Consider the following 22,643-nt stretch of genomic DNA (forward strand, 5'->3'; position numbering starts at 1 on the left):
CACCCTACAAAACACCCCCCCCCCCCCCCCCCCCCCCCACCCCCCCCCTCCCCCCCCCCCCCTTCCCCCCCCCCCCCCCCCCCCCCCCCCCCCCCCGCGGTGACAGGCTGCGGGGGTTACAGGGTGTGGGTGAGGTGGTCGGTCAGGAGGCGGGTGAAGCGGGCCGGGTCGGGCAGGTCGCCGCCCTCGGCGAGCAGGGCGCTGCCGTGGACGAGTTCGGCGATGTCGGCCAGGGCCGGGTCGTCGGACTTCGCCCGGTGGGCCCGGTGCAGGGCGGTGACCAGGGGGTGGGTGGGGTTGAGCTCCAGGATCCGCTTCACGGGGGGCAGTTCCTGACCCATCGCCCGGTACATCTTCTCCAGGGTGGGGGTCAGGTCATGGGCGTCGCCGACCAGGCACGCGGCGGAGGTGGTGAGCCGGGTGGAGAGGCGGACCTGCTTGACGTGCTCGGCCAGGGTGCCCTGCAGCCAGGTGAGGAGGTCGGCGAAGTCCTCCTCACGCCGGGCCTTCTGCGCCTTCGCCTCCTCGTCGCCGTCGCTGTCGGCGTCGTCGCCGAGGTCGACCTGGCCCTTGGCGATGGACTGGAAGCGGTGGCCCTCGAAGGCGGGGACCTGGTCGGTCCAGACCTCGTCGACGGGGTCGGTGAGGATCAGGACCTCGTAGCCCTTGGCGGTGAAGGCCTCCATGTGCGGGGAGTTCTCCACCATCTGGCGGTTCTCGCCGGTCAGGTAGTAGATGGTGTCCTGGCCGTCCTTCATCCGCTCCACGTACTCGCGCAGCGTGGTCGCCTTCTCCGGGTCGGCGGTGGAGGCGGCCGAGACCAGCGGCAGCAGCGCGTCGGTGTTGTCGCGGTCCTCGATCAGACCTTCCTTGATCACCCGGCCGAACTGCTCCCACATCGTGGCGTAGGCCTCGGGGTTGGTGGCCTGCATGTCCTTGAGGGCGCCGAGGACCTTCTTGACGAGTCGCCGGCGGACCGCGGTGATCTGGCGGTCGTGCTGCAGGATCTCGCGGGAGACGTTCAGCGACAGGTCGTGGGCGTCGACGACGCCCTTGACGAAGCGCAGGTAGTTCGGCATGAGCGCGTCGCAGTCGTCCATGATGAACACCCGCTTGACGTACAGCTGCACGCCCCGCTTGGTGTCCCGGGAGAACAGGTCGAACGGCGCGTGGGCGGGGATGAACAGCAGCGCCTCGTACTCGAAGGTGCCCTCGGCCCGCATGTGGACGGTCTCGGCCGGGGGCTGCCAGTCGTGGCTGATCTGCTGGTAGAACTCGTGGTACTCGGCCTCGGTCACCTCGCTGCGCGGGCGGGCCCACAGGGCCTTCATCGAGTTCAGCGTCTCGAGCGCGCCGGCGGGTTCGGCGCCGTCCACGGCCTCGTCCGCGGCCTCGTCCGCGGCACCGTCCGTGGCGGCAGGTCCGGCGGCCATGCGGATGGGCCAGCGGATGAAGTCCGAGTACTGCTTGACGATCTGGCGGATCTTCCACGCCGCGAGGTAGTCGCCGAGACCGTCCTCACCGTCGGCCGGCTTGAGGTGCAGCGTGACCGAGGTGCCCACCGGCAGGCCGTCGACCGGCGCGATCGTGTAGGTGCCCTCGCCGTCGGACTCCCACGCGGTGCCCTGCTCGGTGCCGGCGCGGCGGGTGTGCAGGGTGACCTTGTCGGCGACCATGAACGCCGAGTAGAAGCCGACCCCGAACTGGCCGATCAGGTTCTGCGCCGCTTCCGCGTCCTTGGCCTCCTTGATCCTGGCCAGCAGGCCGGCGGTGCCGGACTTCGCGATGGTGCCGATCAGGTCGACGACGTCCTCACGGGTCATGCCGATGCCGTTGTCCCGCACCGTCAGGGTGCGGGCCTGCCGGTCGACCTCCAGGGTGATGTGCAGGTCGGAGGTGTCGGCCGCGAGGTCGGTGTCGGTGAGGGATTCCAGGCGGAGCTTGTCGAGGGCGTCGGAGGCGTTGGAGATCAGCTCGCGCAGGAAGATGTCCTTGTTCGAGTAGATCGAGTGGATCACCAACTGCAACAGCTGGCGGGTCTCCGCCTGGAACTCCAGCGTCTCGGTCGGGCTGGCCACGAGGGGTCTCTCCTTTTCGTGTTCGTGCGCACCACGTGGTGACCAGGCAAGGATACGGAGGCCGGCGGTGCTCGGCGAAGGCCGGCCGGTGACGACTGCGGCCCGGGTCAGCCGCGTTGCGCGGGAAGGCCCCTCGCGCGATCGCCGGGATCACCGCGCCCCTGGGGTGCGGAAGACGCGGGCCAGGTGGGCGGTCAGGCCCTCGGCCGTGGGTGGGTGGAGGCGGGCGCCCAGGTAGCCGTCCGGGCGGATGACGAAGGCCGTCGGGCCGTCCTGGGTCGCGTAGGCGCGGGCGAACTCGCCGCGGGTGTCGCGGTACACCGGGAGCTGCGTCCCGCCGGCCGGGCGCCGTGCGCCGTCGGCGAGGATCACGCAGGAAGATGTCTGATGACCAGTCAGTTCGCTTGCGAGGGAGGCGAGTTCGTCGAATCGGGCGGTCGACTCCCGGCCGGTGCCGTACAGCAGCAGCACGTGTTCGCCGACCCGCAGCACGTCGTACAGGCGCTGCGGGTAGGTGGCGATCTCCCCGGTGAGGCCGGCGCAGTCGGGGGCCCGGTCGCCGGGGCGGGGGGCCGGCCCGGCGTCGGCGGCGGCATCTGCGTCGGCGGCGGCATCGGCATCAGCGTCCGGGGGGCCGACGATCGGGCTGTCCCGGTAGCCGACGAGCAGTTGGGCTTCGCGCAGCAGCAGGGTCGCCGGGTCCTCCGGGTCGGCCTGGACGCCTTCGGCGGCGTGTCGGACGGTGCGGCCGACCACCTCCTCGCCGACCGGGCGGCGTTCGGCGTCGTAGCTCGCGAGGAGGTTCTGCCGGGCGGCGCCGCCGATCGTGAGGGCGAGCTTCCAGGCGAGGTTGTAGGCGTCCTGGATGCCGGTGTTCATGCCCTGCGCGCCGGTGGGCGGGTGGATGTGCGCGGCGTCCCCGGCGACGAGGACCCGGCCCTCCCCGTACCGGTCCACCAGCCGGTGGCTGATCCGGAAGACCGAGGACCAGCGCATGGCCGAGGCGGTGGTCGGCTGCGGGGAGAGCCGGTCCAGGACCGCCTGGACGTCGGACAGCGCCGGGCCCCGGCCGGCCCCCAGGCCGTGCGCGATGCCGGAGGCGGCCGGTGCTGCCGACAGCTCGGGCGGCACCGGCATCGACATCCGGTAGCGGCCCCGGCCGGGCAGCGGGATGCAGACCAGCAGGTCGTCGACGCGGCCGTCCTCGGCCCGGTGCACGGCGCGCACGCCGTAGCCGGAAGGCAGGTCCCAGTCGACCTCGACGTCGGCGAGCATGTACTCCTCGGGAAACGCCCCGCCCCGGAAGCCGAGCCCGAGCCCCTTGCGGACGGTGCTGTGCGCACCGTCGCAGCCGATCAGGTACCGGGAGCGGACCTCCTCCTCCCCCTCGGAGGTGGCCAGGCGGCTGGTCACGCCGTCGTCGTCCTGGGTGAACGACACCAGTTCGCTGCGGCGCTCGATCCGGCCCCCGAGGCGGATCAGGTGCTCCTCCAGGATCCGCTCGGTCTCGTACTGGGGCAGCGCCGCGAAGCCGTACGGCACTTCGGGCGGCAGCGCCAGGTCGGTCCGGAGCTGCTCGGTGCCGTTCTCGTAGAGCAGTTGCCCGCGCATCGGGACGGCGGCGTCGAGCGCGGCCCGCACCAGCCCCATCCGGTCCCAGATCTCCAGCGTGCGCGGCTGGACTCCGACCGCTTTCGCGAACGGCAGCCGCTGCGGCAGCCGTTCGACGAGCCTGCATCCGATCCCCCGCCTGCGCAGTTCCACGGCTGCGGTCAGGCCGACCGGTCCGGCGCCCACGACGAGTACGTCCACTGGAAACCTCCCGGGTGCGTCCCGGTACGTCCCCCCTGGTCCACTTCCCATGGTGGCGGGCCGGGCGGGTGACGGCGACCGCGCCACGGCCCCGGCCCCGGTACTGGCCCCGGTACTGGCCCCGATACTGGCCGGCCGGTGGGCGCAGGGCCCGTCAGCCCTGGGCGCTCAGCCAGCGGCGGAAGGCGAAGCGCAGGCGGCCGGGGGTGGGGCGGCCGGCGACGACCGCTTCGAAGCGGCGGTGGTCACGGGCCGCCCGGAGCACCGCGAGGTCGTGGGTGCCGGGGGCGGGCGGGGCCGGTTCGGCGTGCTGGGCGGCGCGGTAGCTGTCCAGGAGGTGCTGCTGCAGTGCGTTCATGCGCCCACCGTGCACCACGGCCGCCCCACCGGTCCCGCCGATTGACGACCCCCGTCAAATGACGTGATCAGCGGGCCCGGCACCATGGAGGGGTGAGCGTGACCATTGACATCACCGGACTGCCGCACGAGCGGATCGCCTTCCACCCCTCGCCGCTGGCCGAGCTCGGCAACGCGCTGCACGTGCTCGCCGAGCCCGCCCACCACCCCCGCCTGCACGCGTGGACGACGGCGACCGCCGGCACGCTCGAACCGGAACTGGCCGGCCGGATGCTGGAGGCCGACTTCATGTGGCGCTCGACGCGCTCCGACCTCCTGATGCCCGCAAACCCCCGGCAGACCCTCGCCGAGGAGCTGGACGACCTCGACCGGATGCCGGACGAGAAGTTCGTCGGCGCCGCCCTGGAGATCTCCTGCAGCACCAGCCACTACCCCAAGGGCCTGCCCTCGCCCCTGGTCGACGCGTGGTCGCGGCGCCGCGCGCTCGACCTGGCGGCGGCCCGCGGCCCGCACCAGGCGGCGTTCGTCGAACGGATGCTCAACGACCCCACCGGCACCCGGGCGTGGATCCGGCGCCTCCTGGAGGACTGCGACCGGGCGTTCTTCGCCGACACCTGGCGCCGGGTCCGCGTCCAACTCGCCGCCGACGCCCGGCAGAAGACCGAACTGCTGCGCCGCAAGGGCCTGGCGGAGGCCCTCACGGCGGCGTCGCCGGCGCTGAGCCTGGAGGAGGACGAGCACGGCAGCCGCATCGTCGTCGACAAACTCCTGCACGGGCGCACCGACGCCCGCGACACCGCCGTCACCCTGCTGCCCAGCGTCTTCGGCTGGCCGCACCTGTTCACCCTGTACGGGCCGGGCTGGCAGCCCGTGATCCAGTACCCGGCCGCGGCCCACGAGATCGGCGGCGCCGAGCCGGTGGAGACGGTCAGGCTGCGCCTGGACGCGCTGACCCACCCGATGCGGATGAACCTGTGCCGCAACCTGGCGCGCGCCGCGTACTCGACGAACGAGCTGGCCGACGCGTACGGCCTCACCGCCCCCGAGATCTCCCGCCACCTCGCCGTCCTGCGCAAGGCCGGGCTGCTCGTCACCCGGCGCCGGGGGCGCTATGTCCTCCACAAGCTCGACATCTCCGTCGTGGCCCGGATCGGGAGCGACTTCCTGGAGTCGGTGCTGCGCTGAGGCCCGCCCGGTGCCGGGGGCGGCGGGCGGTGGTGCGTGGTGGTGCGTGGTGCGTGGTGGTCGGTGCGCGGTGGTCGGGTGGGCGAGGGCGGATTCGAACCGCCACAGCCGAAGCGGGGGTGTTACAGACCCTTGGGCTCTCCAGTGCCCAGCTCGCCCGTCGAACTGCTCGGTGGTGCGCGGAGAGTGCGCGGATCGAACGCGCGCGGGTTGTCACCCGACGACGGCTTAGCAAGCCGCTGCCTTACCACTCGGCCAACTCTCCAGGTACTGCGCTGCCGGACGAGGATTCGAACCCCGATCGCCTGATCCAGAGTCAGGTGTGCTGCCTGTTGCACCATCCGGCACGGTGGGCGGCACACGAAAGGGCCGCCCGGGCGGGGACGCGGCCCCGGGGCGGCCCGGCGAAAAGCCGGTCAGCGCGCTACGAGGACGTCCCGGTGAACCGGTGACTGGAGGAGCGCTGATACGACTGGACACGGGTGGTGGTGTTCACGGCGGCGCTCCTTCCTGGGCCTGTGCGGCGCGATGTGCCCACTGTGCCGGACCCCCGGCGGCGCGGACAACCGGTTTTACGCGGACAACCGGTGTTATCCGGCCCGACCGGCGGTGGCCGCGCGGGCCCGGAGGGCGTCGACGGCGAGGCGGGCGGTGGTGCCGATGGCCGCGTCGGCGGCGGGCAGGGTGATGGTGGTGGCCGCGGCGCGGGTGAAGACGGCCAGGGCGTAGCGGCCGCCGTCGGGGTATTCGACGACGCCGACCTCGTGGCGCAGCGTGGGGAGGGTGCCGGTCTTGCCGTGGACGCGGACGTCGTCGAAGGGGAAGCCGGAGGCCAGCCGGTGCGGCCAGACCTGGAGGCCGAGGAGGCGGCGCAGGGCGGCGCCGTGGTCGCCGGGGCAGGCGTCGCCGTGCCAGAGGGCGGCGAGCAGGGTGGTCATGTCGCGGGGGGTGGTGTGGTTGGTGAAGGCGGGGTCGAGGACTCTGAGGCGGGCGACGACGGCGGGGTCGACCGGGGAGTCCGGGCCGGTGTCCTCGGCGAGGGCGGCGCTGAGGTCGCGGAGTTTGTGGACGGCGACGGTGCGGGTGAGGCCGAGGTCGGCCATGGTGCGGTTGACGGCGTCGAGGCCGATCTCGTCCCACAGGGTGTCGGCGGCGGTGTTGTCGCTGACGGCGGCGGTGAGGTAGGCGAGGTCGCGCAGGGAGAGGCGGGCGGGGTCGAGCATGGCGGCGAGGCCGGTGCCGCCGGGGGTGCGGCCGGTGGCGGGGACCTCGACCTGCCGGGTGAGGTCGATCCGTCCGGCGGCGGCCTCGCGGTAGAGCGTCACGAGCAGGCAGACCTTGTGGACGCTGGCGGTGCTGACGGCGGTGTCGGCGCCGAGGCCGATCTCGGCGCCGGTGTCGAGGTCGCGCGCGTGCAGCCAGCCGGTGACGCCCGCGTCGGCGAAGGCCGCGGTGATGCGGGTGCGCGCGGCACGGCCGTGCGGGGTCCGGTCGGCGGCCGGGCGGGCGGCGGACGGGCTGTCGGCTCCGGTGCGGACGGCGGCCGGGCTATCGGCTCCGGTGCGGACGGCGGCCGGGCGGTCGGCTCCGGTGCGGTCGCTGGTCACAGCGGGAACTCCATTGCGGGCCGGGGGTAGAGCGGGCGGTGGGGCGGTTGGGGCAGCAGGCCGCCCGGTCCGGTCAGCGCCTCGTGGGCGGTGTGGGCGAACAGCCGGACGGCGGGCCCGCCCCGCCCGGCCGGCCAGGCCGTGGAGGTCCGCCAGGCCAGCGGGGTGCCGGTGAGCGGACGCCAGACTGTACCCGGTGGCGGCGCGGTGCGCGGCACCAGGGCGATGGCGCTGCCGGTGAGCACGAGCGCGCCCGCGACGTCGGGCCCCGGCGGGTCGACCACGGCCTCGGGGGTGCAGCCGTGCCTGGTCAGCGTGGTGAGCACCTCGTCGTACAGGGCCGGCGCGGTGGCGCGCGGGAAGAGGACCAGGCGCAGACCGGTGAGTTCGGCCACCGCGAGCTCCGGGCGGTCGGCGTACGGGCTGCGCTCCGCGAGCAGGACCCCGAGCGGCTGGTGCAGAACGGGGCCGAAGGCCAGTCCGTCGGCCGGGCAGGGGTGGCGGACGACGGCGACGTCGACGGTGTGCTGGGCGAGTTCGCGCACCACGGCCGCCACCGGCACCTCCCGCAGTTCGAGCCGGGTGCCCGGGGAGGCGGCCTCGAAGCCGGTGAGCAGCGCGGCGAGGGTGGCCGGCCCGAGGTCGGGCGGGACGGCCGCGCGCAGGGTGCCGGCCCGTCCGCTGCGCAGGTCGGCGGCGGTGGCGAGGAGGCGGGCGGCGCTGTCCAGCGTCTCCTCGGCCTCGGCGAGCAGCAGCCGGCCCGCCGGGGTGAGGTCGACGCCGCGCGGGCCGCGGTCGAAGAGGGTGACGCCGAGTTCGCGTTCGAGGCGCTGGATGCGCTGGGAGAGCGAGGGCTGGGCGATCCGCAGGCGCTCGGCGGCGCGGCCGAAGTGCCGTTCCTCGGCGACGGCGCGGAAGTGGCGCAGGTGCCCCAGCAGGTCCATGGCCAGCCATCATAGGTGTTTTCTTATCGTCCACTTCACGATTGCGGTCTTGGACTGGGGAGTCGGCGGCCTGGTTGGCTGAGCGCGACGGCGCGACCGCACCGGCGCGGCCGTGACGGTACGAACCACCTGGGAGAGCACTGATGACGTCCGACCTCCACCGCCCCCGCATCGCGCTGCCCGCCGTGGCCCTGTTGGCGGCCGCCCTGATCGGCGGGTGCGGCGGGGCGGGCAGCACCTCGACGGCCTCCGGCGCGGCGGCGGCTGCGACGGCCCCTGGTGCGACGGCCTCCGGCGGGTCGGCGGCACCGGTGGCGGGGACGGCACCGGCCGATGCGGCGGACGCCTCCTTCGCGGCGCTGGAGCAGCGCTTCGGCGCCCGGCTCGGCGTGTTCGCGGTGGACACCGGCAGCGGCCGGGAGGTCACCCACCGGGCCGACGAGCGGTTCGCGTTCGCGTCCACGATCAAGTCGCTGGCCGCCGGGGCGCTGCTGCGGAAGGCGTCCGACGCGGACCTGGACAAGGTCGTGTCCTACCGCCAGGAGGACGTGCTGGAGTGGGCGCCGGTCACCTCGCAGCACGTGGCCACCGGCATGAAGCTGCGGGACCTGGCCTCCGCCTCCATCCAGTACAGCGACAACACGGCGGCCAACCTGGTCACCGCCGAGCTCGGCGGCCCGGCGGCCGTCCAGAAGTCCCTGCGGGACCTGGGCGACTCGACCACCAGCGTCGACCGCACCGAACCCACCCTCAACGAGGCCACCCCGGGCGACACCCGCGACACCAGCACGCCGCGGGTGTTCGCCACCGACCTGCGCCGCTATGTGCTCGGCGACGTCCTCCCGCCGGACCGGCGCGGGCTGCTGACGGACTGGCTGGTCGGCAACACGACCGGCGGCCCGTACGTCCGCGCGGGGGTGCCCGCCGACTGGCGGATCGGCGACAAGACCGGCAACGCGGGCTACGGCACCCGCAACGACGCCGCCGTGGCGTGGCCGCCGGGCGGGCGCGCCCCGATCGTGATCGTCGTCCTGTCCGACCGCGGCAAGGCGGGCGCCAAGTCCGACGACGCCCTGATCGCCGAGGCGACGAAGACCGTCGTCAGCACCCTCGGCTGACGTCCGCAGCCCGATGATCCGCCCCGCCCGCCGCACCGCAGTTGGAGTGCGTGGGGCCCGGGCCGCGGCGGGTCCGCGCGACTGCTGCCCAGGCCCGCGCCACGCGTCGGCGCTGACGTCCGGGCAACCGAAGCCCTAGGTTCCGGCGCGGGCCGCGCGGTCGGGGAGGGCGTCCAGGAGGGCGGTCTGCTGGTCGGTCAGTTGGCCGGCGGTGCGGGCCTTGGCCTGCTTGCGCAGCCAGGTCCCGGGGCGGAAGGTCGGGTCGTCGGCGAGGCCGGTGCGGTTGGCGGGGCCGTCGAGGGTGCCGCCGGAGGCGAGGTAGGCGAGCAGGCGGCGGTAGGAGCGGTTCCAGTCCGGTTCCAGGCGCCACAGCTCGTCCAGGGCGTCAAGCTTGGCGACCTGCTCGGTGGTGAGGTTGTCGGCCTTGCGCTGGCGGCGCATCCACGCGCCGACCGCGTAGTCGTCCAGCTTCGCCGTGGCGGGGATCGCGAGGTGGCCGTGGGCGCGGTGGAACGCGGCGGCGTAGGCGGCCCCGCGTTCCCAGGCGTTGGCGTTCTTCGACCAGATCATGCCGAGCGCGTCCAGCTCCGAGACGCGGGCGGCATCGAGCAGGCCCTGGCCGTGGAGGTGGCGCTGACGGGCGAGCCACGAGATCAGCTCCGCGTGCTTCGCCTTGTCGGTGGGGTCGAGGTGGCCGTGCTCGATGTGGAACCTGGCAGCGACGGCGTGCATCCGCTGCCACTCGACCGCGCGCGGGTTGAACGCCCGCAGCTTGACGGTCTGGAGGATCCGCGCCGCATGCTGGCGGGCGTTGATCTTGAGCCACTCGATCGGCGACTCGACCGGACCCGGCTCCTGCCCGCCCTCCCCGGCCCCGGCAGCCTCGACCTCGGCAGGCGTGGTCGCGGTGGTGTGCGCGGCGGGCTGCGAGCGGCTGGCGCGCAGTTCGGTGATCCGGCCGACCACCTGGGCATCGTGCGCGGCCAGAGCCCGCAGGACCCGCCAGATCGTACGGAACGAGGACGCCTCGATCTCGGCGTCGGCCTCCGCCTTCACGGCCTCGCCCGCGTCGTGGACCTCGGCCGGGTCCGCGGCCGCCGTATCGTCGCCGACCTCCGGCTTCGGCAGATACACCGGGATGATGACCCAGGACACCTTGCCCTGCTGGTAGGTCTGGCGCAACGCCCGGCCGACGGCCTGGACAATGTCGATGACGGAGGACTTCGGGTCCGCGAAGCACACCGCATCCACGGCTCGGACGTCGATACCCTCGGACAGGAGCCGAGCGTTGCAGAGGATCCCGCACTCCTCGCCGTCCTCGCCGGTGTGGGCCTTGAACTCGGTGAACGCGGCCCGGCGGTCCCTGAGGCGGTCGGTGCCGGCCACCGCCTTCGCCCAGATCCGCTCCGGACGCTCCGCGTCAGGCAGCAGTTCCGAAGCGTCCAGCAGGCTGCCGGCGAACTCCCGCGCCGCGCTGACGCGGGAGTGGAACGTGATGACCCGCCGCAGGCCGAGGTCGGCGACCGCGCGCAGCACCGCGATCTGCAAGGCCAGCCTGAGAAGTTCCTCGTTGGTGCGCTGGGAGCGGAGGTCGGCGACGGCGGGCAGGTTGAGGAGTTCGCGCAGGTCCTCGTCGGTGACGACGGGGACCAGGACGCGGTAGTCGGCGAGGTAGCCGTGCTCGATGCCCTGGCCGAGGGTCCAGGTGAAGCAGGTCTTGCCGTAGACCGCCTGGTCGTCCATGGAGCACAGCGCGGGCAGCGCCTGGCCGTCAGCGTCTGCGGCGAGGTCGGCCAGGCTGTCCTTCGCGCGCTGGTCGTCGGCGATCCGCGGGGTGGCGGTGAAGTACAGCCGGCGCTTCGCCGGGACCTGGGCGTCGTCGTGGACCGCGGCCCACGCCTTCCCCTCCGAACCGGCGGTGCGGTGTGCCTCGTCGATGACGACCAGGTCCCACTGGGCCAGGCCGAAGTCGTTGTGGGCCTGGACGATGCGCTCCAGGCTCGCGTAGGTGGCGTACACGGTGACCGGCTGGTTGTCCGGGCCGCCGTTGACGAGGTCGGCGATCCGCGGGGCCTGCGTGGTCACGTGGGCGTGGACCCGGCCGCCGGCCTCCGCGCTCTCCAGTGCCTCCTCGCGGGAGCACGCCGCCACCGCCAGGCCCCGGCGCCCTCCCCGCAGCGACCACGCCTCCGCGGTCTGCTCCAGCAACTCGATCGTCGGCACCAGCACCAGCACCCGGCCCTTCGCCGCCAGGCGCCGGGCGCAGCCCGCGGCGATGAGGGTCTTCCCGGAGCCGGTCGCCGCGACCAGCGTGGCCCGTCCGCCGGTCCGCACGGTCTTCACGGCGGCGGCGACCGCGTCCTTCTGGAACCGGTGCAGCGGCAGCGGGTTCAGCACGGCGCCGCTTCCTCTGCGCGTCCGGTGCTCATCGGCGCTCTTCGGGGACCCAGGCGCGGACCTCGAGGTAGGCGATGTCGGCGTCGGGGACGGCGCGGCCGGTCTCCACCAGCCAGGCCTTCATGGCCTCGGTGACGTCGCCGTGGTGGTCGGCGACCCGCCGGGACCACTCGGCGGCGTCGAAGCCGCCGGTGGAGGCGGAGCCGTAGGTGCGCTCCTCGGTGCCGTCGGAGCGGGGGATGAACCCGCGCCGGATGCCGCCGGAGTCCTTCTCCGAGCCCGCGGAGTAGACGTACTGGTCGGCCTTCATCCGGACGGTGAAGGCGAGGCGGCCGCCGGCCCGGCCGGTCTCGTGGACCACGGGCGCCAGGTGGGAGGCGCCGGACCTGATGGCCTGTTTCCCGGCGCGGCCGGCCATCGACCCGCCGGCCTCGCCGACGGTGTCCTTGCCGCGCACTCGGGCCTTGTGACCGGCCCTGGTGCGGCGGCGGGTGGTGTTCGCCCCGGCGATGGCGGCCAGTGCCTCGGGGTCACGTTCGCCGCCGCGCACCGCGTGCACCAGCTGGCGCAGTGCGCCGACCATGCTCGCGCCCTTGCCCTTGGTGAAGAACTGGGAGACGAGCGAGGCGTCGCGGCCGAGCAGGCCGGCGACCTGGCGTTTGGTGAAGCCCTGGTCGATCAGCTGCTGGGTCAGCCGGGCGGCCTCGTTCGGCCGGGACGGGTCAGCGGGACTCATCGGTCACCTCCAGCTGTGCCCCCGGGCGGGGCCAGGTGAGCGACTGGGTGGCGTGGGTCGGGCCGGCGAGCAGGTCCAGCGGCCCCATGCCCCAGTGCCCGGCCAGGGCGTCGACCTCGTCCAGGGTCCACGGCTGGGCGCCGGACTGACGGCGCGAGACCTTGTCCTGCGTCAGCCCGACGGCGTCGGCGAGCTCGCGCTGGCTCTCCCCCGTGCGCTGCCTGATCGCGGCCACGGTGAGCCGCAGGGTTTCCAAGGTACTGAACACCACGCCACGCATCCTATCCGTGAGGAATGGATATTTTCCATTCTTCATGGACAGGACCCCTCGATTGAGTGGCGGAGCATGCCGGGGCTGACGAACGCCGCCGCCCTGGGCTCACGTCTCGCGCACTGGCGCCCGCGAGCAGGGGCGAGCTAATATTGAACGCGTTCAGTTTTCCTGCGACGATATCGACCGCAGGAGGGAACAGGGGGGCAGGTACCGATGGGGATGGTGCTGAGAGCCGAGAGCGTCCTGGTGTGGTTCCTTCGCGCGGCAGCCGGATACCTGATCGCCCTCGCGTGCGGCTGGGCAGCGGTGGTCGGCGGGTTCGCTCTCCTCGGAGGGGTGGACGGGGAGTTCGCCGCTCTAGGACTGGCCCTGCTGTTCTTTGTCGGCTTCCCGTCGCTGGTCCTCCTCCTGCTGTCCGCCCCGATACGGGAGGGCGAGTATCACAGGCCCATGCTCGCCGTCGCGCTGTCGGGACCGGCGATACTCTTCGGGCTCTTCGGCGGCTGGTGGTGGCTGATCGGCCTGATCCTGTTCCAAGCCGGCTTCGTCGGTTTCCTTCTGCCGTCCCCACGCCTTCGGCTCACCGGTCGGCGCGGTCGGCGCCACCGCTGACCAGGACGTCCGTGCGCGGCCGCGCAGGGGGTGCCGCCGTCGGGACGGGAGCGGGCCTGCTCGGCCGCCTCGTCGACGCGGTCGCCGGTCGCCGGTCGCCGGCCGCCGGCGGCCGTCAGGAGCGAAACCCTCCCACCTGCACCGCTGCGGTTCCGTGGAGGACGTGGCCGGCCCGGCGCTCCTGTTCGAGTCGCTGAGCGAAGACGTCCAGGCCGACGGGGCCCAGTTCGATCAGGCCTGGCGGCCAGGTGTCAGGCGGCACGAGGATCACCACGGCGGCGCCCCGGCCCTCGACGGCGCCCCGGTCCTCGGCGGCGGACAGCCAGGCCGGTGACGTCTCGACGCGCGTGTCCGGCTCCCAGTTCTGGCGCCCGCCGACCAGCGCGAGGCGCGTCACCCGGCCGCCGTCGACCTCGACGACAGCGCTGGTGTCCGGGGGCTCCCCCGCCGCGAGCGTGAAGCCGCTGTCGAGCGCGGCCTCCACCAGCTCCGGGTACAGGTCCGGCCCGACCTCGACGATCAGCTCCGCGAACGGCGGCCCCTGCGCCACCTCGCGTACCGCCAGCGCCCACACCATCGGCGCCCGGGCCCGCTCGCCGTCCTCGCCGTTCTTGTCGTCCTCCACGCCGCTTCAACGAGCCACCGGCACCGAGGACCCGGCCTTCGCGACCCCTGGCAGGCGGCCCGGGCCGGTCGGCCGTACCTGCTGGTCCCCCGCTCCCTCAGCCGTGACGTGGGCGCAGGCGGCCGGGCTCACTGCTGCTCGTTCCCCTTCGCGGCGAGTTCGGCGCGGCCCCGGGCGCGCAGTTCCAGGTACTGCTCCTGGCTGGTGGGGTGCGGGACGGGGCCGGTGAGGTGGCCCTTGAGGAGGTAGTCGCCGGGCTCGCCGCGGTAGGGCCAGGGCTGGCGCTCGGTCAGGGCGATGCCGTCGGTGCCGAAGTAGACGACCGTGCCGGGCCTCGCGTGCAGGGCTCCGGCGTGGCCGATGACCTCCTTGCCCTGGCGGTACTTCATGTCCAGCAGCGCAGCCCGCGCCCCCGACCACACGTACGCGGCCCACTCGGGGTGGGCGTACGGGTCCCGGGAGAAGCCGGCCTGGCGCTGCCAGGTCACCACCGTCCCGTCCTGGCCGAGGATCTCCACCCCGGCCGGGAGCGCCTCCCCGACGGGGGTGGTGCCGGAGACCAGGCGCGGGCGCTGGGCGAAGCCGCCCAGGCCGAACAGCAGCACGCTGCGGACGGCGCGCGAGGCGAGGTAGGCGGCCTGCCGCTGCCGCTCGTCGCCGTGGACGCGGGAGAGGTTGGTCAGCTCCGCCCAGGCCGCCTTCAACCGCTTGCCCCACTCGTCCAGCGGCTTGCCGTCCTCGAACAGCAGGCCGCCCAGGACCTCGATCCGCCACGGGGCCAGGTGGTTGGCGAGGGCGAGGTGGACCTCGGCGCCGCCCGCCCAAGTGGTGAAGGTCGCACCCGGCTCGGCGGGGTAGACCCAGGCGCGGTCCCCGGTGACGGGGGCGGGCAGCAGGCCGACGTGGTTCCAGCCGGCCGGGACGGTGACCCGGATGTTCCAGTGCGAGCAGGACATCAGGGCCTTGGCCTGCTCCTGCTCGGTCATCGCGGCGAACGCGGCGGCGGTGATCCGGCGCGGGGTACCGACCGGCGACTTCCACAGGTGCTTGGCGTAGGCGAAGGTGCGGTCGTACTCGACGAGGGCGGGCAGCTGCTCCGGGACGCGCGGGGGCAGGATCAGCTCGGTGCGCCCCTGGCCGCCGGTGGCGTGCAGCAGGCCTCGCAGTTCCTCGGACAGGACCGGGTAGCCGCCGGCCCACTTGCCGCTGGTCGGGACGGTGCGCGACCACAGGTCCCGGCCGGTCTGGCTCGGGGAGCCCATCAGGACCGCGTCGTCCCAGTGGCGGCGCAGCGCCTGCCACAGCAGCGTGAACGCCTGGCGGCAGGTGACGACGTCGGCGCCGTCCGGGTCGAACCACTCCCCCATGCTGCGAATCTCCGTGACCGGGCCGTCCGGGGCGGCGGCCGGGGCGTAGCGGCCGACGGGCTGGCGCTGGTGGACGAAGTGCCCGGCGAGTTTGTCGCGGCCGGAGCCGACGGCGGTGGTCCACCGCTCGGACGGGGTGTTGAGCCAGGCCGCGACCGCGTCCTTGAGGGTGGAGTAGCGCTCGGCGCCGTCGTGCCAGGGGGCGCCGGCGGTGATGTAGACGCGCTCGGTGCCGGGCACGGCGGCCAGGACGGCGTCCAGGACCTCGCCCGGGGTGCGGGCGCCGAGGTCGAGCTGCACGGTCCGGTCTCGGACGGCCAGCTGGCCGGTCGCCGCGTCCAGGAAGACCGTGGAGCGGGCCTGCTGGGTGAAGTTGGGGCGCTTGGAGGCCAGCCCGGTGGTGACCGCCTCGAACCGGGCGCCCGCCGGGCCCTCGGGGAGGGTGGGCAGCTCACGCGGCCCGGCCTCGGCCACCGGGCGCGGGGCGGCGGCGACGACCGGGGCGGGGGCGGGCTCGGCGACCGGGGCGGGTTCGGCCACGGGCGCAGCGGCCCGCGCGGGCACAACGACGGGCGCGGGCGCAACGGCGGGCGCGGGCGCAACGGCGGGCGCGGGCGCAGCGGCGGGCTCGACGGTGGTCACAGGCGCAACGGCGGCGGGCTGGTCGTCGGTCCTGGCGGTGCGGACGGCGGCGGGGGTCGGGTCCAGCAGCGGGGCGATCCGTACGACGTCGCCGACCGACAGGCCCGAGGCCTTCGCGATCGGCGCGGCCTGGGCGCCCTCGTAGCCCGCGAGCCCGGCCACCTGCCGTGCACGCTGGGCGGTGAGCTTGTCCAGCTCCTTCTGCGCGGCCGCGACCTGCTTCTCGGCGGCCGTGATCCGGGCGCGCAGCTCGCGCAGGCCGGCCAGCTCGGTGGTGTACGTCTTGCGGTCCATCAGGCCTGCTCCCCCTCGCCGCCCGTCCCGCGCACGCCGGTGGCCACCGGCTTCTCGACCGTCGTCACGAACACACCCACAACCCCGCCATGCCTCTTCACGTAGTCCAGAACGCCAGAAGGACTCTATGGGGTGCCGCCGACGGCTTCCACGCAGGTCGGGCCGGTCGGGCCGGTCGGACGGGCATCAGCCGCGGTGAAGGCTCGGGGGGTGTCTCACTCCGGCGGGGCGGGTGTGCGGTGGTGCGGCAGGTTCACCACCACCAGGGCCAGCCCGGCCAGGGTGACGTTGCGGATCGCCGCGTCCAGGCCGTTCCAGGCCTTCGACTGCCACATGGCGAACCACTCGCCGCCGATCCCGATGAACCCGGCCCCGAAGAGGAGCAGCATCAGCAGCAGGCCGAGGGTGCTGATGCGGCGTGCCAGCTGCGGCCGCAGCCACCAGGCGACCGTTCCCGCCGCCAGCACCAGGGCGCTCAGCGCCTCCCAGACGATGATCGCCACGTAGGCGGCGTTCTGCAGGCCCGGGGAGGTGATGGAGCGCCACATCAGGTCCCGGTCCTGGAAGGTGGTGTCCATCGCCAGCACGTGCTGGACGAAGTGCTGGTTGGTGGCGAAGTCGGTGACGTTCCCGAAGACCACGAGCAGCAGATACAGAGCGTTCACGCCGGTGAGCACGGCCGCCGCCGCAGGCAGCGAGCCGAACGCGAGCAGACGGTCGCGGGTGGTGGGGTCCGGGTGCGCGGGGCGGCTGGTCGGCATGCGGAACAGGCTATCCCCCGGCCGGAGTTGGCCGGTCTCTCCTCGGGCGACGGAGCGGCGGGGTCGTTGTGGAGCGTGCTGACTCTTCGTCATGCTCTGTCCTGTGGCGGGACTTCCGGGTGTTCGGGCGTGGGGCAGGGCCGGGTGTGGTGGTGGTACGACGGCCGTGCGGACACCGTGCTGGGGTGGCGCGACCGCCGCCGTCGCGAACGCCTGCGGGCGGCAGGGGCGGCGGGTGGCGGAAACCGGGTTGCCCGGGGGGTGGTCGGTCGAGGATCATCCTGGGGTTCTGTATGCCCTCTGACCTCGGGAGACACATGACCAGCGAACTGTCCGAAGCCTGGGAGCTCTGCAAGTCCGGCGACTCGCAGGGATCGATGCGGGTGCTGCGTTCCGCCGCGGACCGGCTCCCGCCCGCCGAGGTCGCGCCGCTGGTGGCCCGGCTGGCCCAGGGCGCAGGTTTCGAGGACCTGGCGCAGGCTTCGACGGCGCTGGCGGCCCGGCCCGGGGAGGTCGAGCGGCTCTACGACTACGGCTACGCCTGCGTCGAGCGCGGCATCGACGCGGTGGCCGTGCCCGCGCTGCGGGAGGCGCTGCGGCTGGTCCAGGCGCCGCCGGCGGCCGCGGCGCGCGGCGGCCTGTTCCGCCGCAAGGCCAAGCCGCAGGCCGGCCCGCCGCTCGGGCTGCGCAAGGTGCTGCTGGAGCTGGTCTCGGCCCTGGAGGGCTGCGAGCGGCACGGCGAGGCCCTGGCCGTGCTGCGCGAGCACGACGAGCGGCTCGACGACTGGCCGGACCGCTACCTGACGGTCTACAACGCCCTGATGGACGGTCAAATAGCGCTGGCGCGTGAGGTGTTCGGGGCGATGTCGGCCCCCGAGGGGGTCTGGGTGGGGCCGGGCCAGCGGGTCGGACGGATGCTGGAGCGGGCCGCGCAGCTGCCGCCGGTCGACGAGCGGGACCTGCGGGGTTGGCACTACGTGCTCACCGGCGGCCTGCTCACCACCCTCTCGCCGCACGGCTTCGAGCAGGGCATGACCGGCCGCTGGGCCTACCTCCAGGACGACTTCGGGCACTGCCGTTACGGTCTGGAGCGGCTGCGCGCCGTCCTGGCCGCCACCGGCCGCGAGCCCGACTCGGTCGCGCTGCTGGCCGACCGGGGCAGCCGGGCGCTCGGACTGGCCGCGGCGCGGCTGCTCGGGGTCCCGGCGGCGCCGTTCCAGCCGGGCACGCCGGGTGCGCTGGTGGTCGCGTACGACCTGAACGAGTGTGATCCCGCCGTGGTGGCGCAGCTGAACGAGCGGGTGGCGGGCCAGTTGCTCTTCGAGCACGCCACCTGCTGGACGGACCCGCCGGCCGTGACGGCCGATGTCTCCACCCTGCTGGGGCAGATCGTGAACGCCCCGTGGGAGCCGGGCCTGCAGTTCGGCGAGGACGGCGAACCGGCGGAGGCCGGGCCCGACCCGCGCTCGGCCGAGGAGCTCGCCGAGGCGATCCTGGCCGCCGCCCCCGAGGCGTCGGAGGGCGACGGCGGGACCCCGGCCGACCCGGACGACGTCCTCACGGCCTTCGCCGCCCGCGCGGCCGGCTGGCCCGCCGCCGGTCCGCGCGACCGGGTGCGTTCCGCCGGGCCGGTGCGCAGCTCCCGCTTCGCGTGACGGCCCGCCCCCACCCGCCGGAACGAACAACCCCCCTGGTCACAGGCCTGCCGGTGCCACCTGGGAGGATCTGCGCCATGACGACCGACATCCGCCGCGCGGCGGGCACCAGAACCTTCTCCGACGTCCTGCTGTCGATGGTCGGCCTGCGCCGGCCGAGCACGGAGAAGGACCTGGCCGACCTGCGGGCGGGCACCACCTTGCAGGTGGCCTGTTCGAGCCCGACGCTGGGCACGGTCAGGATGCTGCCGGTCGGCAAGGGGCGCACCGTCGCGCACACGGCCTCCGGCTACCTGCACCTGACGGCCGGCTCGGTGGCCTGGCGCAACCGGCGCACCGGCGAGGACGTCGCCCTCCGGGGGCCGTTCGGCCTGTCGGCGTCGGAGCAGCGGACCCCGCACCCGAAGATGGCGCGCTTCGACCTGGTGGCGGACGGCGCGCAGCACGTGATCCTGATCCCCAAGGCCGATGTCCCCCTGGTGACGCAGGTGCTGGAGGCGGTCGGGCGGTAGCGCGCCGGGCGGTAGCGCGGCCGGCCGGTAGCGTGCCGGGGCGGGCGGGCAGGGTGTACGGGCCGGGGTGTACGGGGTGCCGTCAGGGGGCCCGGTGGCCGTCGCCGAGCATCAGGTCCGTGCCGCCCAGGAAGGTCAGGCCGGTGGCGCCGTCCAGTTCGGCGGGGAAGCGGGCCAGGGCGAGTTGCAGGGCCTGCAGCGGGTCCACGCCGAAGATCTCGGTCACCCGGTCGCTGATGTCCGGGTGGCCGGTGATGCGGCAGGGGCAGGACCAGTCCGGTCCCTGCGGATCCCGGCGGGGCGCGCCGAGTTCGAGCAGCACCGGGGACCGCGTCCCGTCCGGGGCGGTGTACAGCAGTTCGCGGTGGGCGATGACCTGGCCGATGTCGTGTGCGGTGCTCATCGGAGCAGTACAGCACCGTGGCACGACAGTGCAGGCCCTAGGCTCGCCCGCATGGGTCGTGACGGGCAGGGAAGTGACGGTGGGGTGCGGGTACCGGTGCAGGTGCCGGTGCCGGTGCCGCCGTTGGGCGGTTACGAGGCCGGGCGGCTGTTCCACCGGCTGTTGCAGTTGTTCCTGCGGGACTCGAAGGAGGCGGGGCAGCCGGTCGGCCGGCACCAGTACCTGCTGGGTGGTGTGGTGCAGTTGCACGAGCCCGCCCGGGCGCAGGGCGGTGACGCCGGGTCGGAGCAGCCGCGCTGTGCGTGCTGCGGTACGCCGTACCCGTGCCGCACGGTGCTCGGCGTGGCGGTGAGCGCGGGGTTGCCGATCCCCTGGGACTCCCCCGCCGCCGTGGTCCCGGCGCTGCGGGACGCGGGGCTGGAGCCCCGGCCGGGCGGTGAGGTCACGGCGGAGCAGGTGCGGTGGACGCGGGGCTGGGACGCGCGGCGGACGGCGCACGGGGCCTGGGAGATCGGCATCGCGCTCGACCGGGGCGAGGTGGAGACCCTGGCGGTGGCGGACGACGCGGCGATGGCCCGCTACCTGGCCGTGGCGGCGGTGGCCCTGGGCAGCCCGTACCCGTACGGCTGGGCCGAGGACGCGGCCGAGGCGGCGGCGGTGCGCCCGGCGGCGCACGCGCAGGTGGCCGAGTGGCGGGAGCGGGTGCGGCTGCCCTTCCTGGACGTGCACCGGCAGTACGGGGCGGACGGGGCGGACGAGGGCGAGGCGAACTGACGCCTCGGCGGCGGTGGCCCGCCCGTCCCGCGCGAACGGCGCGGCAGAACGGCGGCGTCCGGGCAGGACGGGCGGGACGGGCGGGACGGGGCGGGACGGGCGGGACGGGGGCGGGGCCCGCTACCTGCGGTTCTCCCTGTCCTCCTCGCCCTCCGGCGGCAGGCCGACCTCCTCGCGGTCCTCCTCGGTGCGCTCCTCCAGCTCGGCCTCGTCGGGGCGCCGGGGCAGGCCGCGGCCGTGGCCGGTGTCGGGATCGCCCTCGACGTCCTTGTTCGACTTGTGGTGCGACATGGGGATCCTCCTCGGCCGGACGGCGCCTGGTCGGGTACGGGTTCGGTACTCGCCCCCTCCCATCACCTCTCCGGGCCCGGCGGCCCGCAAGTCGGCCGGGGCGCGGCGGTGGGCGGGCGGGGTTCAGGGGGCGGTGAACAGGGCGGGGAAGGCCGGGGCCAGCCAGGGGCGGCGGCCCCAGGCGAGGACCTTGCCGCGCAGCAGGGCGTCGGTGGCGCCCAGGCGGCCAAGGGCGATGAGGAAGAACGCCACCGGCTCGGTGAGGATCGTGCAGTCGGGGCGGCGCGGCGGCTGCGGGCTCACCGTGGCGGCGCCGTCCGTGAAGGTCACCGCGAAGCCTTCCAGGCCGCGGATCCGCAGGTGGTAGCAGGCGTTGTGGCCGGCCGCGGCGCGGGGGTCGACCACCCGGGGCATGGCGGCGCGCAGGAACGGCAGCGTCAGCGCGACGCGCCGGCGGTCCAGCGGGTGCGGGCGGCCGAGGGCGCGGGCGATGTCGTGGAGGTGGGCGAGCATGTGGGTCAGCAGGTAGGCGGTGAGGGTGTCCAGGTCCATCGCGCCGAGCGGGGTCGTCACCGGTGCGGTGCCGGGGCGCGGGGTGGCCGCCGCGGTGAACTCCCGTGCCTGCCCGGCGATCTGCGCGGCGAGGACGGCCGGGTCGCGCCCGGGCCGGGCGGCCAGGGCGGCCGCGTTCGCGGCGGCCAGCGAGCCGGGGGTGCCGTCGCCGTAGGGACGTTGAGCGCCGGCGGCCAGGGCGGCCATCAGCTCGTTGGCCATCGCGAGGTGGGCGGCGGCTTCGGCGACCGTCCAGGCGGATCCGGGGACGGGGGTGTCGCCGTCGCAGCCGGCCAGCAGGGCGGGGGCCTCGTCGCCGACCTCGGTCACCGCCCGCAGGAGCGCGGTACGGGCGGCGCCCGGGCGGGCGGCACCGGGGCGGTGCGGGGGCTGCGGGGCGTTCATGGGGGTGAAGCGTGGCCCACTCCCCCGCCGCTGTCCAGGGGTGCGGCGCGACAAGGGATGGCGGCGGGCCCCCGCCCGGCGGGCGGGCGGGGGGCCGTCGGACGGTCAGTGGGCCACGATCTGGAGGTTGGCGCCCTGGCCGGCGGTGCCGCCCACGTAGAAGGTGTGGCCGTCGGGGCCCAGCGCCAGGCCGGTGAGGTTGTCCTCGTCGAGGTCGCCGGCGCCGTCGGCGGGGACGGGGGCGCCGGTGGCGGTGTCGAGGGCGAGGACGGAGGTGCTGCTCGCGCCGTAGTTGCTGTCGGCGAGGTAGAGCCGGGTGCCGTCCGCACTGACCTGCGGGTTCTCCAGGACGTCGCCGCCGGTGGCGGGGTGGAAGGTGGTGGTGACGGTGTCGGTGGCCGGGTCGATGACGGTGCTGGCGCCGGTGCCGAGTTCGGCGAGGCCGAACAGGCGCTTGCCGTCGGGGGTGAACGCCAGGTTGTAGTCCAGGTTCGTGGCGGTGCCCCGGACGGTGCCGGCCACGGTCGGCGCGGTGGCGGCCGCGGCCACGTGGACCACGCCCTGGCTGGTGCCGACGTACACGTCGCCGGTGCCCGGGCGGGCCGCGGGGGCGCCGACGTAGGGGGCCGGGACCTGGACGGAGGCGGTGAAGGCCCGCTGCGCGGTGGCGAAGGCCAGGATCCGGCTCTGGCCGTTCTGCCGGTAGGCGGTCGCGCCGTTCTGGGAGACGTACAGGGTGGATCCGTCCGGGCTGAGGGCCAGGCCGGAGGTGGAGCCCGTGCTCCAGCCGGCGGGGCGGGGCTGGTCGGGCAGGGCCAGGGTGGCGAGCAGGGTCAGGGTGGCGGTGTCCACCACGCTGAGGCGCTGGCCGTCGAGGACGTACAGGCGCGAGCCGTCCGCGCTGAGCGCCGGGTGGGCGCTCCACTGGAGGGCGCCCAGGGCCAGGCGGGCGGTGACGGCGCCGGTCTGGGTGTCCACCGTCTTCACGGTGGAGGTGCTGTCGGCCTCGGTCACCACGACGTAGGCCTTGGCGCCGTCGGGGCTGACCACCGGCACGGCGCCCCGGGCGCCGACGGCGACGGTCGCCTCGGTGCCGGACAGCGGCGCGGCAGCCGCGGCCGCGGTGGCGGTGGTGCCGGTGAGGGCGAGCAGGGCCGTGGTGACGGCCGCGGTGAGCGTGGCGGCGGTGCGGCGGTGGATCGTGCGGGACATCGGTTTCCCCCTGGTGGAACGTACGGTGCG

The 22,643-nt window shown here is 74.6% G+C and carries 21 protein-coding genes and 3 tRNA genes; 6 read left to right on the top strand and 18 right to left on the bottom strand.

Annotated elements, in window-relative coordinates; translation table 11 throughout:
* Window positions 1-116 precede the first annotated feature (116 nt).
* The 3 genes from htpG to ACZ4W5_RS32305 all read right to left on the bottom strand — a co-directional run bounded on the left by htpG (window position 117) and on the right by ACZ4W5_RS32305 (window position 4,248).
* Entirely contained in the window at window positions 117-2,078 is a 1,962-nt protein-coding gene (gene htpG, locus ACZ4W5_RS32295) for a molecular chaperone HtpG (RefSeq protein WP_465658547.1), read from the bottom strand.
* Between the two features lie 150 nt (window positions 2,079-2,228).
* Window positions 2,229-3,941, bottom strand: a complete 1,713-nt coding sequence (locus ACZ4W5_RS32300) for an FAD-dependent monooxygenase (RefSeq protein ID WP_465658548.1) — start codon at window positions 3,939-3,941, stop codon at window positions 2,229-2,231.
* A 103-nt stretch (window positions 3,942-4,044) separates the two neighbouring features.
* Window positions 4,045-4,248 (bottom strand): hypothetical protein, encoded by a 204-nt coding sequence (locus ACZ4W5_RS32305; protein WP_360231892.1) that lies wholly within the window; start codon window positions 4,246-4,248, stop codon window positions 4,045-4,047.
* A 92-nt stretch (window positions 4,249-4,340) separates the two neighbouring features.
* Between ACZ4W5_RS32305 and ACZ4W5_RS32310 the strand changes: the two genes are divergently transcribed.
* Window positions 4,341-5,432 (top strand): DUF5937 family protein, encoded by a 1,092-nt coding sequence (locus tag ACZ4W5_RS32310; RefSeq protein ID WP_465658550.1) that lies wholly within the window; start codon window positions 4,341-4,343, stop codon window positions 5,430-5,432.
* A 79-nt stretch (window positions 5,433-5,511) separates the two neighbouring features.
* Here ACZ4W5_RS32310 and ACZ4W5_RS32315 read toward each other — a convergent pair.
* From ACZ4W5_RS32315 to ACZ4W5_RS32335, 5 genes are all read right to left on the bottom strand, one after another.
* Window positions 5,512-5,591, bottom strand: a tRNA-Tyr gene (locus tag ACZ4W5_RS32315).
* 21 nt (window positions 5,592-5,612) lie between these two features.
* Window positions 5,613-5,697, bottom strand: a tRNA-Ser gene (locus tag ACZ4W5_RS32320).
* Between the two features lie 10 nt (window positions 5,698-5,707).
* A tRNA-Gln gene (locus ACZ4W5_RS32325) sits at window positions 5,708-5,779 on the bottom strand.
* 243 nt (window positions 5,780-6,022) lie between these two features.
* Entirely contained in the window at window positions 6,023-6,889 is an 867-nt protein-coding gene (locus ACZ4W5_RS32330) for a serine hydrolase (protein ID WP_465658589.1), read from the bottom strand.
* A gap of 146 nt (window positions 6,890-7,035) precedes the next feature.
* Window positions 7,036-7,983: a LysR family transcriptional regulator gene (locus tag ACZ4W5_RS32335; protein WP_465658552.1), complete on the bottom strand. Its 948-nt coding sequence runs from the start codon at window positions 7,981-7,983 to the stop codon at window positions 7,036-7,038.
* A 143-nt stretch (window positions 7,984-8,126) separates the two neighbouring features.
* On the opposite strand from ACZ4W5_RS32335, the gene bla reads away from it, so the two are divergent.
* Entirely contained in the window at window positions 8,127-9,101 is a 975-nt protein-coding gene (gene bla / locus ACZ4W5_RS32340; RefSeq protein WP_465658554.1) for a class A beta-lactamase, read from the top strand.
* A 135-nt stretch (window positions 9,102-9,236) separates the two neighbouring features.
* Here the strand turns inward: bla and ACZ4W5_RS32345 are convergent, their stop codons facing one another.
* The 3 genes from ACZ4W5_RS32345 to ACZ4W5_RS32355 are packed head-to-tail and all read right to left on the bottom strand — an operon-like array spanning window position 9,237 to window position 12,514.
* The gene (locus ACZ4W5_RS32345) at window positions 9,237-11,498 is read right to left on the bottom strand and encodes a helicase associated domain-containing protein (RefSeq protein ID WP_465658555.1); all 2,262 of its coding nucleotides are present in this window, start codon (window positions 11,496-11,498) and stop codon (window positions 9,237-9,239) included.
* A 28-nt stretch (window positions 11,499-11,526) separates the two neighbouring features.
* Window positions 11,527-12,234: a helix-turn-helix domain containing protein gene (locus tag ACZ4W5_RS32350; protein ID WP_465658557.1), complete on the bottom strand. Its 708-nt coding sequence runs from the start codon at window positions 12,232-12,234 to the stop codon at window positions 11,527-11,529.
* Window positions 12,221-12,514 (bottom strand): helix-turn-helix domain-containing protein, encoded by a 294-nt coding sequence (locus tag ACZ4W5_RS32355; protein WP_465658559.1) that lies wholly within the window; start codon window positions 12,512-12,514, stop codon window positions 12,221-12,223. Before ACZ4W5_RS32355 ends, ACZ4W5_RS32350 begins: the two co-directional genes overlap by 14 nt.
* Before the next feature lie 213 nt (window positions 12,515-12,727).
* Between ACZ4W5_RS32355 and ACZ4W5_RS32360 the strand changes: the two genes are divergently transcribed.
* Window positions 12,728-13,120 (top strand): hypothetical protein, encoded by a 393-nt coding sequence (locus ACZ4W5_RS32360; protein ID WP_465658561.1) that lies wholly within the window; start codon window positions 12,728-12,730, stop codon window positions 13,118-13,120.
* Between the two features lie 115 nt (window positions 13,121-13,235).
* On the opposite strand, the gene ACZ4W5_RS32365 is transcribed toward ACZ4W5_RS32360, so the two are convergent.
* From ACZ4W5_RS32365 to ACZ4W5_RS32375, 3 genes are all read right to left on the bottom strand, one after another.
* On the bottom strand, window positions 13,236-13,745 hold the full coding sequence (locus ACZ4W5_RS32365; protein ID WP_465658562.1) for a hypothetical protein: 510 nt from the start codon (window positions 13,743-13,745) through the stop codon (window positions 13,236-13,238).
* Between the two features lie 128 nt (window positions 13,746-13,873).
* Window positions 13,874-16,048 carry a hypothetical protein gene (locus ACZ4W5_RS32370; protein WP_465658564.1) on the bottom strand — a complete coding sequence of 725 codons (2,175 nt, stop codon included), beginning with the start codon at window positions 16,046-16,048 and terminating at the stop codon, window positions 13,874-13,876.
* Between the two features lie 215 nt (window positions 16,049-16,263).
* Window positions 16,264-16,809, bottom strand: coding sequence for a DUF2165 domain-containing protein (locus ACZ4W5_RS32375; protein ID WP_465658566.1), 546 nt, complete (start codon window positions 16,807-16,809; stop codon window positions 16,264-16,266).
* A 317-nt stretch (window positions 16,810-17,126) separates the two neighbouring features.
* Here ACZ4W5_RS32375 and ACZ4W5_RS32380 point away from each other — a divergent pair, with 317 nt between their 5' ends.
* Both ACZ4W5_RS32380 and ACZ4W5_RS32385 read left to right on the top strand, forming a co-directional pair.
* Window positions 17,127-18,464 (top strand): hypothetical protein, encoded by a 1,338-nt coding sequence (locus tag ACZ4W5_RS32380; protein ID WP_465658567.1) that lies wholly within the window; start codon window positions 17,127-17,129, stop codon window positions 18,462-18,464.
* Between the two features lie 77 nt (window positions 18,465-18,541).
* Window positions 18,542-18,976 carry a hypothetical protein gene (locus ACZ4W5_RS32385; protein WP_360231906.1) on the top strand — a complete coding sequence of 145 codons (435 nt, stop codon included), beginning with the start codon at window positions 18,542-18,544 and terminating at the stop codon, window positions 18,974-18,976.
* Between the two features lie 82 nt (window positions 18,977-19,058).
* Here the strand turns inward: ACZ4W5_RS32385 and ACZ4W5_RS32390 are convergent, their stop codons facing one another.
* Window positions 19,059-19,379: a DUF6968 family protein gene (locus ACZ4W5_RS32390; RefSeq protein ID WP_465658568.1), complete on the bottom strand. Its 321-nt coding sequence runs from the start codon at window positions 19,377-19,379 to the stop codon at window positions 19,059-19,061.
* Between the two features lie 51 nt (window positions 19,380-19,430).
* On the opposite strand from ACZ4W5_RS32390, the gene ACZ4W5_RS32395 reads away from it, so the two are divergent.
* A complete protein-coding gene (locus ACZ4W5_RS32395; protein WP_465658569.1) occupies window positions 19,431-20,153 on the top strand; it encodes a hypothetical protein in 723 nt (240 codons plus the stop codon).
* A 120-nt stretch (window positions 20,154-20,273) separates the two neighbouring features.
* On the opposite strand, the gene ACZ4W5_RS32400 is transcribed toward ACZ4W5_RS32395, so the two are convergent.
* The 3 genes from ACZ4W5_RS32400 to ACZ4W5_RS32410 form a co-directional block, all read right to left on the bottom strand.
* Complete coding sequence (locus tag ACZ4W5_RS32400) at window positions 20,274-20,444, bottom strand: hypothetical protein (protein WP_360231914.1); 171 nt, start codon at window positions 20,442-20,444, stop codon at window positions 20,274-20,276.
* Window positions 20,445-20,567: 123 nt separating this feature from the next.
* Window positions 20,568-21,401: a maleylpyruvate isomerase family mycothiol-dependent enzyme gene (locus ACZ4W5_RS32405; RefSeq protein ID WP_465658570.1), complete on the bottom strand. Its 834-nt coding sequence runs from the start codon at window positions 21,399-21,401 to the stop codon at window positions 20,568-20,570.
* A gap of 105 nt (window positions 21,402-21,506) precedes the next feature.
* Window positions 21,507-22,613, bottom strand: coding sequence for a hypothetical protein (locus ACZ4W5_RS32410; RefSeq protein WP_465658571.1), 1,107 nt, complete (start codon window positions 22,611-22,613; stop codon window positions 21,507-21,509).
* Between the last annotated feature and the right edge of the window lie 30 nt (window positions 22,614-22,643).

The sequence above is a fragment of the Kitasatospora sp. NPDC029367 genome (assembly GCF_055569135.1).

Bases quoted from the DNA above. Each gene is read 5' to 3' on its own strand.
- ACZ4W5_RS32300 (WP_465658548.1), bottom strand. From the start codon at position 3,941: ATGGGAAGTGGACCAGGGGGGACGTACCGGGACGCACCCGGGAGGTTT.
- ACZ4W5_RS32305 (WP_360231892.1), bottom strand. From the start codon at position 4,248: ATGAACGCACTGCAGCAGCACCTCCTGGACAGCTACCGCGCCGCCCAG.
- ACZ4W5_RS32335 (WP_465658552.1), bottom strand. From the start codon at position 7,983: ATGGACCTGCTGGGGCACCTGCGCCACTTCCGCGCCGTCGCCGAGGAA.
- bla (WP_465658554.1), top strand. From the start codon at position 8,127: ATGACGTCCGACCTCCACCGCCCCCGCATCGCGCTGCCCGCCGTGGCC.
- ACZ4W5_RS32350 (WP_465658557.1), bottom strand. From the start codon at position 12,234: ATGAGTCCCGCTGACCCGTCCCGGCCGAACGAGGCCGCCCGGCTGACC.
- ACZ4W5_RS32355 (WP_465658559.1), bottom strand. From the start codon at position 12,514: ATGCGTGGCGTGGTGTTCAGTACCTTGGAAACCCTGCGGCTCACCGTG.
- ACZ4W5_RS32360 (WP_465658561.1), top strand. From the start codon at position 12,728: ATGGTGCTGAGAGCCGAGAGCGTCCTGGTGTGGTTCCTTCGCGCGGCA.
- ACZ4W5_RS32370 (WP_465658564.1), bottom strand. From the start codon at position 16,048: ATGGACCGCAAGACGTACACCACCGAGCTGGCCGGCCTGCGCGAGCTG.
- ACZ4W5_RS32375 (WP_465658566.1), bottom strand. From the start codon at position 16,809: ATGCCGACCAGCCGCCCCGCGCACCCGGACCCCACCACCCGCGACCGT.
- ACZ4W5_RS32380 (WP_465658567.1), top strand. From the start codon at position 17,127: ATGACCAGCGAACTGTCCGAAGCCTGGGAGCTCTGCAAGTCCGGCGAC.
- ACZ4W5_RS32385 (WP_360231906.1), top strand. From the start codon at position 18,542: ATGACGACCGACATCCGCCGCGCGGCGGGCACCAGAACCTTCTCCGAC.
- ACZ4W5_RS32390 (WP_465658568.1), bottom strand. From the start codon at position 19,379: ATGAGCACCGCACACGACATCGGCCAGGTCATCGCCCACCGCGAACTG.
- ACZ4W5_RS32395 (WP_465658569.1), top strand. From the start codon at position 19,431: ATGGGTCGTGACGGGCAGGGAAGTGACGGTGGGGTGCGGGTACCGGTG.
- ACZ4W5_RS32400 (WP_360231914.1), bottom strand. From the start codon at position 20,444: ATGTCGCACCACAAGTCGAACAAGGACGTCGAGGGCGATCCCGACACC.
- ACZ4W5_RS32405 (WP_465658570.1), bottom strand. From the start codon at position 21,401: ATGAACGCCCCGCAGCCCCCGCACCGCCCCGGTGCCGCCCGCCCGGGC.
- ACZ4W5_RS32410 (WP_465658571.1), bottom strand. From the start codon at position 22,613: ATGTCCCGCACGATCCACCGCCGCACCGCCGCCACGCTCACCGCGGCC.